This window comes from Mesorhizobium sp. M0598, from assembly GCF_040320865.1.
Classification (GTDB): domain Bacteria; phylum Pseudomonadota; class Alphaproteobacteria; order Rhizobiales; family Rhizobiaceae; genus Mesorhizobium.
This window is the reverse complement of record NZ_JAMYQL010000016.1, coordinates 80,864-95,269: the sequence shown is the minus strand read 5'-3', so window position 1 is coordinate 95,269 and position 14,406 is coordinate 80,864. Positions and strand designations below refer to the sequence as shown.

General features: G+C 64.5%; 18 protein-coding genes and 1 pseudogene. 9 read left to right on the top strand and 10 right to left on the bottom strand.

Annotated features, from left to right (window positions below; genetic code table 11):
• The first annotated feature begins 6 nt into the window (after positions 1 to 6).
• Positions 7 to 231: a hypothetical protein gene (locus tag NKI59_RS20285; RefSeq protein WP_031213090.1), complete on the top strand. Its 225-nt coding sequence runs from the start codon at positions 7 to 9 to the stop codon at positions 229 to 231.
• Between the two features lie 24 nt (positions 232 to 255).
• Here NKI59_RS20285 and NKI59_RS20280 read toward each other — a convergent pair whose 3' ends face one another.
• The 7 genes from NKI59_RS20280 to NKI59_RS20250 form a co-directional block, all read right to left on the bottom strand.
• A complete protein-coding gene (locus NKI59_RS20280) occupies positions 256 to 1,497 on the bottom strand; it encodes an MFS transporter (RefSeq protein WP_352706379.1) in 1,242 nt (413 codons plus the stop codon).
• On the bottom strand, positions 1,494 to 2,870 hold the full coding sequence (locus tag NKI59_RS20275) for an FAD-dependent oxidoreductase (protein WP_502901082.1): 1,377 nt from the start codon (positions 2,868 to 2,870) through the stop codon (positions 1,494 to 1,496). The genes NKI59_RS20280 and NKI59_RS20275 overlap by 4 nt, the downstream gene beginning before the upstream one ends.
• 50 nt (positions 2,871 to 2,920) lie before the next feature.
• Positions 2,921 to 3,253 (bottom strand): ArsR/SmtB family transcription factor, encoded by a 333-nt coding sequence (locus NKI59_RS20270; protein WP_352490030.1) that lies wholly within the window; start codon positions 3,251 to 3,253, stop codon positions 2,921 to 2,923.
• 69 nt (positions 3,254 to 3,322) lie between these two features.
• Positions 3,323 to 3,745, bottom strand: coding sequence for an arsenate reductase (glutaredoxin) (gene arsC, locus NKI59_RS20265; RefSeq protein WP_352706374.1), 423 nt, complete (start codon positions 3,743 to 3,745; stop codon positions 3,323 to 3,325).
• The gene (locus NKI59_RS20260) at positions 3,742 to 4,434 is read right to left on the bottom strand and encodes an aquaporin (protein WP_352706372.1); all 693 of its coding nucleotides are present in this window, start codon (positions 4,432 to 4,434) and stop codon (positions 3,742 to 3,744) included. Before NKI59_RS20260 ends, arsC begins: the two co-directional genes overlap by 4 nt.
• A gap of 4 nt (positions 4,435 to 4,438) precedes the next feature.
• Complete coding sequence (locus tag NKI59_RS20255; RefSeq protein WP_352457336.1) at positions 4,439 to 4,771, bottom strand: ArsR/SmtB family transcription factor; 333 nt, start codon at positions 4,769 to 4,771, stop codon at positions 4,439 to 4,441.
• A 373-nt stretch (positions 4,772 to 5,144) separates the two neighbouring features.
• Positions 5,145 to 5,768 (bottom strand): NAD(P)H-dependent oxidoreductase, encoded by a 624-nt coding sequence (locus NKI59_RS20250; protein ID WP_352706370.1) that lies wholly within the window; start codon positions 5,766 to 5,768, stop codon positions 5,145 to 5,147.
• A 360-nt stretch (positions 5,769 to 6,128) separates the two neighbouring features.
• Here NKI59_RS20250 and NKI59_RS20245 point away from each other — a divergent pair, with 360 nt between their 5' ends.
• A complete protein-coding gene (locus NKI59_RS20245) occupies positions 6,129 to 6,872 on the top strand; it encodes an SDR family oxidoreductase (protein ID WP_352706368.1) in 744 nt (247 codons plus the stop codon).
• A gap of 46 nt (positions 6,873 to 6,918) precedes the next feature.
• Here the strand turns inward: NKI59_RS20245 and NKI59_RS20240 are convergent, their stop codons facing one another.
• Positions 6,919 to 7,509 carry a DUF922 domain-containing Zn-dependent protease gene (locus NKI59_RS20240; RefSeq protein WP_352451428.1) on the bottom strand — a complete coding sequence of 197 codons (591 nt, stop codon included), beginning with the start codon at positions 7,507 to 7,509 and terminating at the stop codon, positions 6,919 to 6,921.
• 115 nt (positions 7,510 to 7,624) lie between these two features.
• Here NKI59_RS20240 and NKI59_RS20235 point away from each other — a divergent pair, with 115 nt between their 5' ends.
• On the top strand, positions 7,625 to 8,389 hold the full coding sequence (locus NKI59_RS20235) for a pseudouridine synthase (RefSeq protein WP_352706365.1): 765 nt from the start codon (positions 7,625 to 7,627) through the stop codon (positions 8,387 to 8,389).
• 221 nt (positions 8,390 to 8,610) lie between these two features.
• On the opposite strand, the gene NKI59_RS20230 is transcribed toward NKI59_RS20235, so the two are convergent.
• Complete coding sequence (locus NKI59_RS20230) at positions 8,611 to 9,120, bottom strand: hypothetical protein (RefSeq protein ID WP_352706363.1); 510 nt, start codon at positions 9,118 to 9,120, stop codon at positions 8,611 to 8,613.
• A gap of 140 nt (positions 9,121 to 9,260) precedes the next feature.
• Between NKI59_RS20230 and NKI59_RS20225 the strand changes: the two are divergent.
• The 6 genes and pseudogenes from NKI59_RS20225 to NKI59_RS20200 form a co-directional block, all read left to right on the top strand.
• Positions 9,261 to 9,455, top strand: a pseudogene (locus NKI59_RS20225) (pseudouridine synthase); the annotation flags it as partial.
• Between the two features lie 157 nt (positions 9,456 to 9,612).
• Positions 9,613 to 9,960: an antitoxin Xre/MbcA/ParS toxin-binding domain-containing protein gene (locus NKI59_RS20220; RefSeq protein ID WP_254819704.1), complete on the top strand. Its 348-nt coding sequence runs from the start codon at positions 9,613 to 9,615 to the stop codon at positions 9,958 to 9,960.
• The gene (locus NKI59_RS20215; protein WP_352579470.1) at positions 9,961 to 10,551 is read left to right on the top strand and encodes an RES family NAD+ phosphorylase; all 591 of its coding nucleotides are present in this window, start codon (positions 9,961 to 9,963) and stop codon (positions 10,549 to 10,551) included.
• A 69-nt stretch (positions 10,552 to 10,620) separates the two neighbouring features.
• On the top strand, positions 10,621 to 10,908 hold the full coding sequence (locus NKI59_RS20210) for a hypothetical protein (protein ID WP_352472174.1): 288 nt from the start codon (positions 10,621 to 10,623) through the stop codon (positions 10,906 to 10,908).
• A gap of 286 nt (positions 10,909 to 11,194) precedes the next feature.
• A complete protein-coding gene (locus NKI59_RS20205; RefSeq protein WP_352706360.1) occupies positions 11,195 to 12,586 on the top strand; it encodes an NfeD family protein in 1,392 nt (463 codons plus the stop codon).
• Positions 12,583 to 13,353 carry a slipin family protein gene (locus NKI59_RS20200; RefSeq protein ID WP_023680344.1) on the top strand — a complete coding sequence of 257 codons (771 nt, stop codon included), beginning with the start codon at positions 12,583 to 12,585 and terminating at the stop codon, positions 13,351 to 13,353. Before NKI59_RS20205 ends, NKI59_RS20200 begins: the two co-directional genes overlap by 4 nt.
• Positions 13,354 to 13,391: 38 nt before the next feature.
• Here the strand turns inward: NKI59_RS20200 and NKI59_RS20195 are convergent, their stop codons facing one another.
• Positions 13,392 to 14,321: a LysR family transcriptional regulator gene (locus tag NKI59_RS20195; protein ID WP_352706357.1), complete on the bottom strand. Its 930-nt coding sequence runs from the start codon at positions 14,319 to 14,321 to the stop codon at positions 13,392 to 13,394.
• Positions 14,322 to 14,406 lie beyond the last annotated feature (85 nt).

Sequence of the window (14,406 nt, the reverse complement as noted above, 5' to 3'; positions counted from 1 at the left end):
CTTACCATGTCGAACCGTAAAATCGGAATGTCCCACAGTTTGGGGCTGCGCGTCGCTGACCTCAAATCCAGAATGCAAAGTGCCCAGATTACCGAGCATGAGATCAAGACGTTTCAAAAGGTTGCCGCCATTATGGGCGGCGCCAAAGGCTCACTGCGCCTCGATGCGGACGATCTGATCGCCGCGTCTTTCCTTGTCGATCCCTTGGAAGATCTCCCGCTCTCCAGTTGAAGGCGCTGAACGCAGATCGAAATCCTATCGGGTTTGAACCTGCGATTGCCGCCGGCGGAGCATCCGCCAGCCCAAGCCGCATGCGAGGATGACGTTGGCCAGCGCCAGGCCGGAAAGCGCGGCCAACGTCCCGTGCGGGCCGAAGCGCTCCAGCAGCAATGCTCCGGCCGAGGGTGCCGCCGCCTGGGCGATCAGGCTCGGCATGGCGAGGCGGCCCATCAGTCTCGCGTAGCCGTTCGAGCCGAACAGCGCGAGCGGCAACGTCCCCCGCGCGATGGATTCGAGGCCGATCCCCGCGCCGTAGAAGCCCAGCGCCAGCGGGATGATCGGCATGCCGGCCCAGAGCGTCGAAACGCCGATCGCCACAAACGTAACCGAGGCAAACTTGGTGAAAATCGGATGGTGGTAGCGCGCCATCATCATCTCGATCGCGCGCGCCGCCACCTGGGAAGGGCCAACCAGCACGCCGAGCCCGACGGCTGCGGCAAGCGCCATGCCGCTGCCTTGCAGGATGGTGAGCAGATGCACCGACAGCGTCGACGAGATCACCGCGGCGAGTGTCAGGGTCGCGGCCAGAACGATCATGATCGACGGATCGGGATTGCCTTCGCGGGCCGGTGTGGCCTCTTTCAATCCTGGCCCGACTGGCAATCCTGGCCCGACTGCCGGTTGCGGCGGCTCCCGGGGCAGGATCACCAGATAGAGCGGAAGCGCAATCACCAGCTGAAAGGCGGCGTAAACCAGGCAGGTGCCGCGCCAGCCGACCTCCCCCAGCAGCAAGGCTGAGATCGGCCAGCAGATGGTGCTCGCAAGGCCGCCAAACAGCGTCAGCATAGTGATGGCGGAGCGCGCGCCGTGGCCATAGTGGCGGCCAAGCGTTGCGAAAGCGGCATCGTAGAGCCCCGCTCCCATGCCCAGGCCGATGACCAGCCAGGCAGCGATATAGGCCGCAAGATTGGGCGCAAGAGCCAGCCCGATCTGGCCGAGCCCGATGCATCTGGCGCTGAACGCCAGAACGTTGCGGCCGCCATGCCGCTCGATCGACGAGCCGACGCGCGGAGAGATCAATCCTGCCGTGAGCAAGCCGAGGGACAGGCCGCCGACAACCCATGCCAGCGGCCAGCCGGTATCGGAGGAGACTGCCGGCGCGATGACCGCGGGAAGATAGTAGGAAGAACCCCACGCCATGATCTGCGTCAGGCCAAGCGCGGTGATGATCGCGCCGCGGCTGCGCAGGATGGCCGGCGAAGGCGGCGAAAGACTCATGCCGCGACGCTGCAGCCACAGCCGCCTTTGCCGACCGCCTTCGCCTTGGCGTCGGCGACACAGCACGCATCCACCGCTGCCGGCGCCGGACCGCCGCAGCACCCCTTGTCGGCCACGCCGATCCGCGGCACCGTGCAGACGCCGGTCTCCGGCAGCACGAGTTGGACATTGTCGGCCGCAACCATGTCGCCGGCGATCGCCGCCGCGACCGAGCGGACCTGCTCATAACCGGTCAGCAGCAGGAAGGTCGGCGCGCGACCATAGCTCTTGATGCCGACTGTGTAGAACCCTTCCTCTGGATGGCTGAGCTCACGGTGGCTGTGCGGTGGCACGTCGCCGCAGGAATGCTCGTTGGGATCGATGAGCGGTCCCAGTGCCTTGACGCTTTCCAGCCATGGATCGAGCTCGAGCCGAAGCTCACGGGTCAGCGACAGATCCGGGCGTTGTCCGGTCGCGGCGATGATGCGGTCGACCGGGCCAAGCGCCTGCAAACCGTCCCTGGTCTGGCCTTCGACGAGCAGCCGGCCGTTGGCATCGCGGATCGAAACAGCCGCAAAGCCCGTCACCAGCCTGACGCCGCCGCTCTCGGCGAGTTCGCGCACTTCGGCACCGAGTTCGCCGCGTGCCGGCAATTGGTCGGCATCGCCGCCACCGTAGATGCGCACCAGGTCGGTGCCGCGCGTTGTCCAGATGAAAGCGGTGCCGGCCTCCACATTTGCCAGGCTGGCGAGATCCAGCACCGCATTGGCGGCCGAATGGCCGGAGCCGGCGACCAGCGTCGTATTGCCGGCATAAAGGCTGCGGTCGCGGCCGAGAATATCGGGGATGCCGTAGGCGATGCGGTCGGCAAATTCGGCCTCGCCTTCGGCATGAATTCCGCCGGCGCCGAGCGGGTTCGGCATCTGCCAGGTTCCCGAAGCATCGATGACGGCACGTGCGCTGTCGCGTCTTGTACCATCGGCAGTCTCGACCGCCAGCATGAACGGCCGGTTCTCGCGTTCCTTGCTCGAGACCTTGTCGGCGCCCCAGCGCGAAATGCCGACGACCCGGGCGCCGGTTTCGATCGACGGCGACAATTGCGGAAGCGTTGCCAGCGGCTCGAGATAATCCGCGACGAGGTCGTCCGCGGTTGGGAATGCCTCGGGCTCAGGCATCCGCCAGCCATGCGCCTCGAGCAGGTTTCTGGCCGCCTGATCGACGCAATAGCGCCAGGGCGTGAACACACGGACATGGCCCCAATCCCTGAGATTGGATGCAACCGCATTGCCGGCTTCGTAGACTTTGACAGGAATGCCCCGCGCGATCAGGTGGACCGCTGCCGCCAGACCGACCGGCCCGGCGCCGATCACCGCAACGGGGAGTTTTTCGATCATCTCCATGTCTTCTATCCTTCCGGTAATTTCGAATTATAATGGCAAAAAAATCATGCCGCCGTTTTGGCGGCCGCTTCCGCCGATGCCGGCGCACAGGTGGCGTCGGCGCAGCATTCGTCTGCGAGGTATCCGATGAGCCCGTTCATGGCGGGATAGTTGGCCCGGCAGATCAGCGTCGTCGCCTGGCGCTCCTGTGTCACCAGGCCGGTGTCGACCAGCCGCTTGAGGTGATGCGACAGCGTCGAGGCAGCGATGCCCAATCTGTCCTGGATACGCCCGACCGGCAGCCCCTCATCGCCCGCCCGCACCAGCGTCCGATAGAGCTGCAACCGCGTCGGGCTGCCGAGGGCTTCAAGTTGCGAGGCTGCTTTTTCGAGTTTCATGGAAATAAGCTATTTCCAGAATCGCTGCACGTCAAGAGAATTTCGACAAAGATCGAAATAAGACGATATCTAGGCGACGCGCTCGCCGGCGGCGTCGATGACGACCTGGCCGTCCTCCTTGGTGAACGGGCCGATTTCCGGATTGGGCAGGATATCGAGCACGGCTTCGGAGGGTCGGGCGAGCATGGTGCCGAGCGGCGTCACCACGATCGGCCGGTTGATCAGGATCGGATGCGCCAGCATGAAATCGAGGATCTCGTCGTCGCTCCACTTCGGCTCGCCCAAGCCAAGTTCGGCATAGGGCGTGCCCTTTTCGCGCAGCAATTGGCGCGGCGTCATGCCCATCGCTGCGATCAGCTCGACGAGCTTTTCGCGCGACGGCGGGTTTTTCAGATATTCGATCACCTCCGGCTCCTCGCCGGATTGCCTGATCATGGCCAGCGTGTTGCGCGAAGTGCTGCAATCGGGGTTGTGATAGATGGTGATGGTCATTGCGCAGCTTTCGTCTGTCCGACTGGTTTCGGTTCGGCGAGCAGCCACCCTGCCAATGCCATGGCGAGCAACGCGCCCAAAAGCTCGGCAGCGATGAAGCCCGGCAGATCGGCGGGGCGGATCCCGGCAAAAGTGTTGGAGAACGCACGGGCGATGGCGACGGCCGGATTGGCGAAGGATGTCGACGCGGTGAACCAATAGGCGGCGGTGATATAGAGCCCGACCAGCCAGGGGATCGAATCCGGACGGGAACGCAGGCCGGCGAGGATGGTGAAGACCAGCCCGAAGGCGGCGACCAGCTCCGCAATCCATTGCCCGCTTCCGGTCCGCACCGTCGCCGACACTTGCAGGATCGGCAATTCGAACATTGCATGCGCCAGGAATGTTCCAGCGATGCCGCCGGCAATCTGGGCGGCGACGTAAGCCAGCGCTGCGTTCGTTTCGATCTCGCGTCGAAGCGCGAATACCAGCGTCACCGCCGGGTTGAAGTGCGCTCCGGATATCGGCCCGAATATGATGATGAGCACGACCAGGATCGCCCCGGTCGGCAAGGTGTTGCCGAGCAAGGTGAGTGCGACCTCGTCGGTCAGCTTATCGGCCATGATACCGGAACCGACCACGGTGGCGACCAGAAGAGCCGTGCCGAGGGCTTCGGCAACAAGGCGGCGGGGAAGATTGCCGGAGCTCATCTAGCTAGCAGTTGCAGGTCACGGCCTGGATGACAGGCTGGCAAAGTTCCGGCGCGCCATTGCAGCAATCCTCCATGAGATAGGCCAGCAGATCGCGAAACCTGGTCATGTCGGCGAAGTAGCGCACGCTGCGGCCCTCTCGTTCGGTCCGCACCAGGCCGGCATGCGACAGGATCTTGAGATGGGCCGACATCGTATTCGGGAACGCGGCGAGCCGTGAGGCGATCTCGCCCGCAGCCACGCCCTCGGCGCCGGCCCGCACCAAAAGGCGAAAAACGTCCAGCCGGGTCTCCTGGCCGAGCGCGGCAAGTGCCGAAAGGGCGAGCGTCTTGTCCATATTTCCAGATTTCCAGAAATGGGGAATAGAGTCAACGCATGGTATCGGTGGCGCAATGCAATCTCTCGAGGTTTGAAGTCGCCCTCTGCTCCGAGCGTTGGCGCTGCCCCTCACCTGCCTGCCGGCATCCTCTCCCCGTATAGTGACGGGGAGAGGGGGTGCTCTCGTCGCTGCTTTCGCCAATCGCCAGCATTGCAAGAAGGGCGCCGAGGCCGCGGTCAGCCCCTTCTCCCCGTCCCTATACGGGGAGAAGTGCCCGGCAGGGCGATGAGGGGCGGCGCCGGCTTCGACAACTGGCCGTCCCCAACACAAATCTGAAGGCTATCGCCCGTCCAAAGCGATTGCCCGCGCCGGCGACGGCCCACCCGGCCGATCAGCCAGGCACCGTGGCGGCAACGGCATCAGCGCGGCCAAGACCGGCAACCGCTTTCCTGACCCGCTGCAGATGCGCCTGGCGTCCGTCGGCCGAGACGCTGTCCATCCGGTAGAGCGCCAGGAATTTGGTCCGGCACAGCGGATGGCAGACGGAGCGGAAGCCGCGCAGCAGGGTCCGCCGGCCGGGCTGTCCCATGATCCACGACATCAGCGGCGTGGCGCCACATGTGGTCATTGCCATCACCCGGCGTATGTGCCGCAATTTGGGCCGCGGGCCGCGTCGTGCCGTCGGCATCTCGAAAGCGAAGCCCGGCACCAGCACACGCTCCAGCCAGCCTTTCAGCATCGCCGGCAGGCCATACCACCAGGTCGGATAGATGAAGACGACCGCCTCCGCCCAGAGCAGCTCCTGCGCATGTTCGTGCACCGGTTGCAGGTTCGCCGCCTTGTCGTGGTAACCGCGCCATTCCTGCGTGCGCATGACCGGATCGAAGCCGGTCGCATAGAGGTCGAGCAGGTGGACCTGGTGGCCGCTTTCGGCAAGCGTCTCCAGCACCGTGTCGCGCACCGCGCCGTTGAAGCTGTCGGCGCAGGGATGGCAATGGACGACGAGGACCTTCATCTGGCGCTCAGACCTGTCGGTCGCGAGAGGATCGCGGGGTGCATGCAAGCGTCGCATGCAAACAAGCCACCCGCAGACGTAGTCGATCAGCTGTTTTCATGCGAAGCCCCGCAGCCCCCATATCAAGACGCAACACCTCCAGTCACGTCAAGGCCCGCTCGTCAGCTCAAAGGAAATTGCGCGCACATGGGCTTGCCGGAGGGCACTGTCCCGCATGCCTTGCGGTACTCTGCGGGAAACGGGCGCTGCCGCGTATTGCGCCCAGGAACTCCAACAGTGGATTCGGTTTTCGATCGGCATTGTTGCCCGAAAGCCTGCGCCCTAGCTTCACGGCGTGTCCAAAGCGTCAGGAGAGAAAACATGCACACAGGAAAACTGAGCGGCAAGATCGCCTTGGTGACGGGCGCCTCTTCCGGCATCGGCGAGGCCACCGCCTTGGCGCTGGCGGCCGAGGACGCCACGCTGGTGATTGCCGCGCGGCGCGCCGAGCGCCTGGACGATCTGGCGAGGCGTATCCGTGAGACCGGCGGCGCGGCGCTGCCGATTGCCGTCGACGTCACCGACGAAACGCAAGCCACGGCGATGGTCGAGCGGGTCCGGCAGGAGTACGGCCGGTTCGACATGCTGCTTGCGGTTGCCGGGGTCGGCGTCGCCGCGCCGTTCCGCAACACGACGCCGGAAGAATACCGCCGGATGGTCGACGTCAACATCCTGGGCCTGCTTTATCCGATCCATGCGGCACTGCCGTCGATGCAGCGGCAAGGCGCCGGCCACATCGTCGTGGTCTCGTCCGGCACCGGCCGTTACATCCACCCTTCGGTGGTCTATTCCGGCACCAAGCACGCGGTGAGCGCGATGGCGGAATCGCTGCGTCGCGAGATCGGCAAAGACGGCATCCGTGTCACCTGCATCGAGCCTGGCGCCGTCAAGACCGAGTTCACCCAGAATATGCGCGCCGATGTGCGCCAGGCGGTCGAGCAAAGGCTGGGCGACATGGAGCAACTGGAAAGCGAGGACATCGCCGCCGCCATCCTTTATGCGGTGACGCAGCCGCCAAGGGTCAACGTCAACATCCTGACGCTCTATCCGACCGAGCAGGCGTGAGGGCCGCAAAGGTGGTACCCTGCGCCGCCCCCGCAGCCCTGCAGCATCATCCGCCGATCATCAGCGTGAACACAAGCTGCCGCAACTTGCCGCCCGGGCCGAATTCGACCCGGTCGAAATCGCGGCTCGCCTGCCGTTGTGCCTGCGAGATTCCGGCGAGCCGTCTCGTCACTTCGATCCTGATCTTGCTGCAGCCGCGGTCATCGGCGACGGTCAGGCCGATGGTGGCCGCCTCGATCTTGTGCACCATGTCGACGATGCTGGCGCCATGCACCTTCTCGTGAGCTGCGAGGCCGGCTGCGAAAACCTCCCAGTTCTTCTGGATTGCGCCCGGCAGCTGCGCGGCCGGCTTCGGCAAGGTGTAGGTGATGATCAGCTTCGGCCGCGCCGACACCAGCACGCAGGCGTCGCCTTGCGGCTGGTAGTCCCTCACCCAGGTCAGCTTGAAATTGGTATGCGCGATGACGCGGCGTTCGCCGAGCAGCGGCCCGCGCCCGCCGATCGAGGCGTAGAGCTCCGGCCCGGATTGCCCTGAGATGGCATAGGTCTCGACCTTCTCGACCGCCTGCCAGCCGGCATGCGCCGGCGATGTCGGCAGGAAGGCGAGCAGCAGGCAAAGGCGAATGGCTGTTTTCATGCAAGTCCTCGCAGCCGCTGCGCACGACGCAAACGATATGCAGTTCCCTTCCGTGGACATAGCCGGCGGCCGGCTATAGTGGGATGCTCGTATACAAGAATCCACAGGCAACATCATGTCGCCGCGACCGAACATTGCCCGGCAACGCCCTGCCCCCGGGGCCCAGCCTCCCGGCGTCAGCCTCTGTCGTGCACTGTCGAAGCTTGGCCTGTGCTCGCGCAAGCAGGCCGAGCTTCTGGTTGCCGAGGGGCGCGTGCGGGTCGCCGGCAAGATCGTGCGCAACGGCTCGATGCGTGTCGATCCAGGCCGCGATCGCATCGAGGTCGACGGCCGCCGCGTCGCCGCCGAGCGCAAGGTCTATCTGATGCTCAACAAGCCGCGCGGGCTGGTCACCACTCGCGACGACCCGCAGGACCGCGGCACCGTCTATGATTGCCTGGCAGGCCTCGACCTGCCTTTCGTCTCGCCGGTCGGCCGCCTCGACAAGGCCAGCGAAGGCCTGCTGTTGATGACCAACGATACCCGCTTCGCGCAGCGCCTGCTCGATCCCGCCTCGCATGTCGCCAAGACCTATCACGTGCAGATCGGCGCGCTGCCCGACGAGGCCATGCTGGCGCGGTTGCGCGCCGGCGCGACGGTCGACGGCGAATTGCTGACGGCCCGGTCCATCGAGCTGCTGCGCGGCGGCACCAGCACCGCCTGGCTGGAAATCGTGCTCGACGAGGGCCGCAACCGCCATATCCGGCGGCTGCTCGGCGCCCACGATATCGAGGTGCTGCGCCTGGTGCGGATCGCGATCGGCTCGCTGCGGCTCGGCGACCTTGCCAAAGGCAAGGCACGCCATCTGAGCGCCGAAGAGCTGGCGCTGCTTCAGGCCTAGCCGGCTGGCGGCGACTCGATAGTCAGGCAGCTGCCCGCCAAAGCTGTTCCCTGTCGGATACAGCATCAATTGCCCGCAAGAGAACCGACACCGCGGTGTCCAGGCTGCTTTCCTCGGCCTCCGGTTCGACAAGCCCTGTCCAGGGATCGAGGTTAGCGGGATCACGCTCTATCTTCGCAACCAACGTCTCGCGCGGTTCAAATTGAAATGTAAGGGGCTCATCAGTTGTCATTGTCGGAAGAAGCCTTGGCTTTGCCGCACTGGGCCAGCACCTTGCCGATGGCGGCGGATGAGCCGGCAAGCGGAAAGCTGTTCTCGCCATATTTGCCCGAGGCGACCGTGACCTCGCCCTTGGAGCGCAGCAGGGCCAACAGCGGGTCGGTGCTGCTCAATTCCACGGTGAAGGTGTTGTACATTTCTTCGAGTTGAAGCGTCTTGGTCACCGCCTTGCCGCCGGCCTTGAACGCGAACGAAGCGATGCCGGGTTCCAGTTGCGGACCGCTGTCGCCCAAATCATAGCTCAGCGTCGGCTTGCCGAAACAGGCCAGCGTCAGCTGGGCGCCGCCATTCGATCCGCCGCAGACCGACGCCATCAGCACTTTGCCGCCCTCCTCTTCCTCCAGTTTCGCCGTCCAGCCGCACGGCGCGGCAAACGCCGGCTGCGCCGCTTGCAGGATGACCTGAGCGGCGACGCAACCCGCCACGACGAATTTCGCCAATCCGCTTCGCATGATCTTCCCTTCCCAAGTCATCGAACCATCGTCGGCCACGTGGCATCAAGGACTATACAAAACAAATTGTCCCGTGGCATTACCGGCGACACCAGGGCGCTGTAGCAATTCAGGCGATTGATTTTCGATCGAGTGGAAGCGGCACCAGCACCGCCTGGCTGGAGATCGTGCTCGACGAGGGCGGCAACCGCCACATCCGCCGGGTGCTCGCCACCCACGATATCGAGGTGCTGCGCCTGGTACGGATCGCGATCGGATCTCTGCAACTCGGCGACCTTGCCAAGGGCAAGGCACGCCATCTGAGCGCCGAAGAGCTGGCGCTGCTTCAGGCCTGAGCGACCAGGCACTGGAGGCCCCTTGAACCGAAGCGGCAATTGACATTTGCATCTCTGTTTCATATTTTCCATTTGTGAAACTGAAATGCGCCGATGCAGTCAAAGTGTCAGGGCTGACACGCATGGGCGAAGCTGGCTTGGCAGCCGGAGAGAAAACATGGCTACTGCGTTGCGGGCGGTTCCCAGATTCCTGGACGAATTGGGTACGTTTGGCGGCCTCAAGGGAACCGATATTGCAAACATCACCGACGTGTCCAAGGCCACGGTTTCGAGGTGGAAGGCCGGCGACATCAAGCCCCAGCCGCGCAGCGAGCTCATTCTGTCGGACCTGCACTATATCGTCGGCCGACTGCAGGAATTCTACGAGCCAAGCGATATCCGCACTTGGCTTTACGCTCGCCACCCGCAATTGAACGGTGAAAGGGCGATAGATCTCATTCACGACGACCGCGCCCTCGACGTGCTCAAAGTCATCGACCGGCTTGAGAACGAGGTCTTTCTGTAATTGGCGATCGCCGGGCGGATGAGACGAGACAGTCGGCTCATCGATGCTATCGAGGAAATGGTTCCGGTCGAATACTCCGGGACGGTTTGGCGTGTGGTGCGCCAGGGCCGCAGCCCGATCCAGTGCTCGAGCTCCGGCGGCCGTTGGGACGATGGAACGTTCGACGTGCTCTACACCTCGCAAGAGCGCGAAGGTGCCTTGAGCGAGATGAGATTCCACCTGACGCGGGGGCAGCCAGTGATCCCTTCGCGCGTCAGATACAATCTCTTCGAGATCGATCTTGCTTTGGACCGGACGCTCAGACTGCTCGACCTGGCAGCCTTGCAGACCCTTGGCCTCGACACCGCGCGCTACGGGCAGCTTTCGTATCAGGAAAAGCACGCCGAATATCCGAGGTCGCAAGACATCGGCGAGGCCGCGCATTTCCTCGATTATGACGGTCTGATCGTGCCCAGCGCGCGATATGATTGCCTGAACGTCGTCGCGTTTTGTGATCGGCTGCCGGCCGGAGCGATGACGATCAGAACCGATCACGGGGAAATTGCCTGGGCTAGCGGCGGCCCCGCTGCCATCCATCCCCCGCACGGGTGATGCGGCCAACGGAAGCGGCGCGCTAACATTGCCTCCAAGTGCAGAGGTCTAACGCGCAAGGGAGGATCCATGCGTATGCTCCGACTGATACCGACGCTGCTGGCGCTGCTGGCCGTCTTGCCATTGAACGCTGAAGCGACCACGAAGAAGTACCCTAAGGGCCACGGCACGAATTGCGCCGAGAAGGACCAGGCGTGCCAGAAGAAATGCCAGGCTGTGCCGATCGACTACAACAGCGTCAAATCCATCCAGGGGCGCAACGAATGTCTGAATAATTGCACCATCGGCTACGATCAGTGTCTCGGGGCACCCGCCCGAATCCAGGAACAGACAATCCAGGAGGACGCCGCGCAATAGAAGCCCGCCAGAGATGGCTCCAATGCGCAAAACATAGGTGTGATCGAATGACGGCGACAGCCCGCCGGTCGCCTTCATGTGCGGCCGCCGACTTCGTCGACATGGCGCAACATGCCGTCGGGTCTGCACAGCCGCGAAACGCGCCCGATTGGCGGAGCTCCTCGGTGCCGTAGCCGCCGCCTGAGCAGGCCGACGCCCAGCAGGACCGTGCGATGCGTCACCCGCCGCGCCGCGTCATGGATTTCGGCAAAATCCAGCCCATATTCCTAGATGTGGAGCTTTGAGCGTGAAACTCGCGCGTGCGGTCCTGCTTGCCGCGGCTTTCGTGGCTGTTGCGGCCGTTTGTCCCTCTTCCGCAACCGGAGAGGCGGACGGCCGGGAGAAAATTGTGTTGCGCGTCGAGATAGACGGCGCCATCGGTCCGGCGAGTGCCAGGCAGCTCGAGGAAGCGCTGGCGGTGGCCGCGGACCGAAATGCCCAGGCTCTCATCCTGCAGATGGACACGCCCGGCGGGCTGGTCACCAGCATGCGCGAGATGATCGCCGGCATTCTCGCCTCGCCGGTTCCCGTCATCGGCTATGTCGCGCCCGCCGGCGGGCACGCGGCGAGCGCCGGAACCTACATCCTCTACGCCACCCATCTGGCGGCGATGGCGCCCGGCACCAATCTGGGCGCGGCAACGCCGATCGAGATGGGCGGGCCGCTGCCATCGTTTCCCGGCGGCAAGAACGATGGCCCGGAGGCGGACAAGGACAAGAAGAACGCACCCGCGGGCGATGCGATGATCGCCAAGGCGACGAACGATGCCGTTGCCCTGATCCGCAGCCTGGCTGAATTGCGCGGGCGCAATGCCGAATGGGGAGAAAAGGCTGTGCGCGAGGCGGCCAGCCTGTCGGCCGGCGCGGCGCTGCAGCAGCATGTCATCGACTTCGTCGCTCGCGACACCACCGAACTGCTTCAACTGGCCGACGGCCGGACCGTCGAGATCGCCGGCAAAAAAGAGGCATTGGCGACGAAGGGGCTGCCGGTCGAAACGCTCGAGCCAGGCTGGCTCATCCGGCTTCTCGCCGTCATCACGGACCCGAACATCGCCGTCATCCTGATGCTGGTCGGCGTTTATGGCCTCGTCTTCGAATTCACGAGCCCGGGCGCCGTCGCGCCCGGCGTGATCGGCACGATTTGCCTGCTGCTCGGGCTCTATGCGCTCAATCTCCTGCCGATCAGCTATGCCGGCCTTGCCTTGATGCTGCTTGGCATCATCTTCCTGGTCGTCGAAGCCTTGAACCCGACTGTGGTCCTTGGGCTGGGAGGCGTGGCTGCGTTTCTGCTGGGCGCAGCCATGCTGCTCAGGATCGAGGGGCCCGGCTTCGAGATGTCGTGGGCCGTTATCGGCACCGCCGCCGTCCTGACGCTCGGCCTGGCGCTGTTGACCGGCAGCTATCTGTGGGCGGCCCGCAAGAACGTTCCGCGTGTTGGCGCACAGGCCATGCAGGGGCTGCCGGCGAAGGTTCTCGACTGGCAGGGCAGCGAGGGCCACGTGCTCGCCCGGGGCGAGCGCTGGCGGGCAAAAGCCGACGAACCGCTTGCAGTGGGCGACAGCGTCGAGGTGGCCGATGTCAGGGATCTTGTGCTGACGATACGGCGCCGCAATGTGAGAAGCGATGGAGCAAGGCAATGATCATCGGTTATGTGGCCTATCTGGCAGCAGCGCTCGTCGTGGTCATGTTCCTATCCGCGGCCATTCGCATCCTGCGGGAATATGAGCGCGGCGTGGTCTTCACGCTCGGCCGCTTCACCGGGGTCAAGGGCCCCGGCCTTATCATCCTCATCCCCTTCGTGCAGCAGATGGTGAAGGTCGACCTGCGAGTGGTGGTCCAGGACGTCCCGCCGCAGGACGTGATCTCGCGCGACAACGTCTCGGTGAAGGTCAACGCAGTGCTGTATTTTCGTATCGTCGACGCCGAGCGGGCGGTGATCCAGGTTGAAGACTTCATGACCGCCACCAACCAGCTGGCACAGACCACGTTGCGCTCGGTGCTCGGCAAGCATGAGCTCGATGAAATGCTGGCCGAACGTGACAAGCTCAACAGCGATATCCAAGAGATTCTCGACCAGCGCACCGATGCCTGGGGCATCAAGGTCTCCGATGTCGAGATCAAGCATGTCGACCTCAACGAGAACATGGTCCGCGCCATCGCCAAGCAGGCCGAGGCGGAACGGCTGCGGCGTGCGAAAGTGATCAATGCCGACGGCGAACAGCAGGCGGCGGCAAAGCTCGTCGAGGCCGGCAAGATGCTGGCCGAAGCACCGCAGGCCATGCAGCTACGCTATTTCGAGGCTCTCCATGACATCGCCGGTGAGCGCTCGTCGACGGTCGTGTTTCCGGTGCCGATGGATCTGCTCGGTCATTTCATCAAGCAGGGTGGTGGAGGCGGAGGCGGCTGAGCGCATAATCTCCCACCTCGAGGGGGAGATCAGCACCCTCACCTCCGCCACGGCGGGACCGGCGCAAAGCGTTTGCCGATCCAGTCGGCGAAGGCACGTGTCTTGGCGGCTTGCCCCTTGGCCGAAGGCATGACGACATAGACGGCGCCCTCGTCGGCAAGCGTCCAGTCCTCCAGCACTGGCACCAGACGGCCGTCGGCGAGCTCGCGTCCGACCAGCCAATCCGTGCTCATCATCAGTCCGACGCCTTGCACGGCGGCTTCGACCAGCACCTCGGCGTCGTCGGTGACCAGCGGCCCGGAGACCTCGATACTGACGCGCCGGCCCGAACTGTCGGTCATCTCCCAGGCCGGAAAGGTCTGGAAACCCGAGAAGCCCAGGCAGCTGTGTTCCAGTAGCGCCTCCGGCGCAGTCGGCGTGCCCCGGCGGGCGAGGTAGGACGGCGCGGCGCACAGCAGCCGCCGCCGTGTAGCGACCTTGCGCGCCACCAGCCGCGAATCCTCCAGCGCGCCGAGACGCACGGCGACATCGAAATTCTCGGCGACGAGATCGACGAAGCGGTTGGAGAACTCGGCCTCGATACGAACGTCGGGAAATTCGGCGAGAAACTGGGGCAGCAGCGGGCCGATCCACATGCGCCCGAACGAGCCGGGCAGCGCCAGCCGCAGCACGCCGCGCGGCCCGCCGCCGGCATGCGCCGACGCAGCAGCCTCGGCCTCGTCGACCGCAGCCAGGATGGCGCGGACGCGAACGAGAAATTCCGAACCCGCCTCGGTTAGCGACACGCTTCGTGTCGTCCGGTGCAGCAGGCGCACGCCCAACCGCTCTTCCAGCGAGGCAAGGCGCCGCGACAGGATCGTCGCGTCGCGGCCGATGCGAGCAGCCGCCTTGGTGAAGGAGCGTGCTTCGGCGATTGCCGCGAAGGCGGCCATTTCGACCAATGCTGCCGGTTCGTGCGATTGCTGCATCAGGCGCAAAGCTCAAATGTAAAAGCCAAGGATTATATACCAATAGCGCAGCAGCTAGTTTCACTCAATCCCGGCCCGTCAATCG

Bases quoted from the DNA above. Each gene is read 5' to 3' on its own strand.
- NKI59_RS20285 (WP_031213090.1), top strand. From the start codon at position 7: ATGTCGAACCGTAAAATCGGAATGTCCCACAGTTTGGGGCTGCGCGTC.
- NKI59_RS20280 (WP_352706379.1), bottom strand. From the start codon at position 1,497: ATGAGTCTTTCGCCGCCTTCGCCGGCCATCCTGCGCAGCCGCGGCGCG.
- NKI59_RS20275 (WP_502901082.1), bottom strand. From the start codon at position 2,870: ATGATCGAAAAACTCCCCGTTGCGGTGATCGGCGCCGGGCCGGTCGGT.
- NKI59_RS20270 (WP_352490030.1), bottom strand. From the start codon at position 3,253: ATGAAACTCGAAAAAGCAGCCTCGCAACTTGAAGCCCTCGGCAGCCCG.
- arsC (WP_352706374.1), bottom strand. From the start codon at position 3,745: ATGACCATCACCATCTATCACAACCCCGATTGCAGCACTTCGCGCAAC.
- NKI59_RS20260 (WP_352706372.1), bottom strand. From the start codon at position 4,434: ATGAGCTCCGGCAATCTTCCCCGCCGCCTTGTTGCCGAAGCCCTCGGC.
- NKI59_RS20255 (WP_352457336.1), bottom strand. From the start codon at position 4,771: ATGGACAAGACGCTCGCCCTTTCGGCACTTGCCGCGCTCGGCCAGGAG.
- NKI59_RS20250 (WP_352706370.1), bottom strand. From the start codon at position 5,768: ATGAAGGTCCTCGTCGTCCATTGCCATCCCTGCGCCGACAGCTTCAAC.
- NKI59_RS20245 (WP_352706368.1), top strand. From the start codon at position 6,129: ATGCACACAGGAAAACTGAGCGGCAAGATCGCCTTGGTGACGGGCGCC.
- NKI59_RS20240 (WP_352451428.1), bottom strand. From the start codon at position 7,509: ATGAAAACAGCCATTCGCCTTTGCCTGCTGCTCGCCTTCCTGCCGACA.
- NKI59_RS20235 (WP_352706365.1), top strand. From the start codon at position 7,625: ATGTCGCCGCGACCGAACATTGCCCGGCAACGCCCTGCCCCCGGGGCC.
- NKI59_RS20230 (WP_352706363.1), bottom strand. From the start codon at position 9,120: ATGCGAAGCGGATTGGCGAAATTCGTCGTGGCGGGTTGCGTCGCCGCT.
- NKI59_RS20220 (WP_254819704.1), top strand. From the start codon at position 9,613: ATGGCTACTGCGTTGCGGGCGGTTCCCAGATTCCTGGACGAATTGGGT.
- NKI59_RS20210 (WP_352472174.1), top strand. From the start codon at position 10,621: ATGCGTATGCTCCGACTGATACCGACGCTGCTGGCGCTGCTGGCCGTC.
- NKI59_RS20200 (WP_023680344.1), top strand. From the start codon at position 12,583: ATGATCATCGGTTATGTGGCCTATCTGGCAGCAGCGCTCGTCGTGGTC.
- NKI59_RS20195 (WP_352706357.1), bottom strand. From the start codon at position 14,321: ATGCAGCAATCGCACGAACCGGCAGCATTGGTCGAAATGGCCGCCTTC.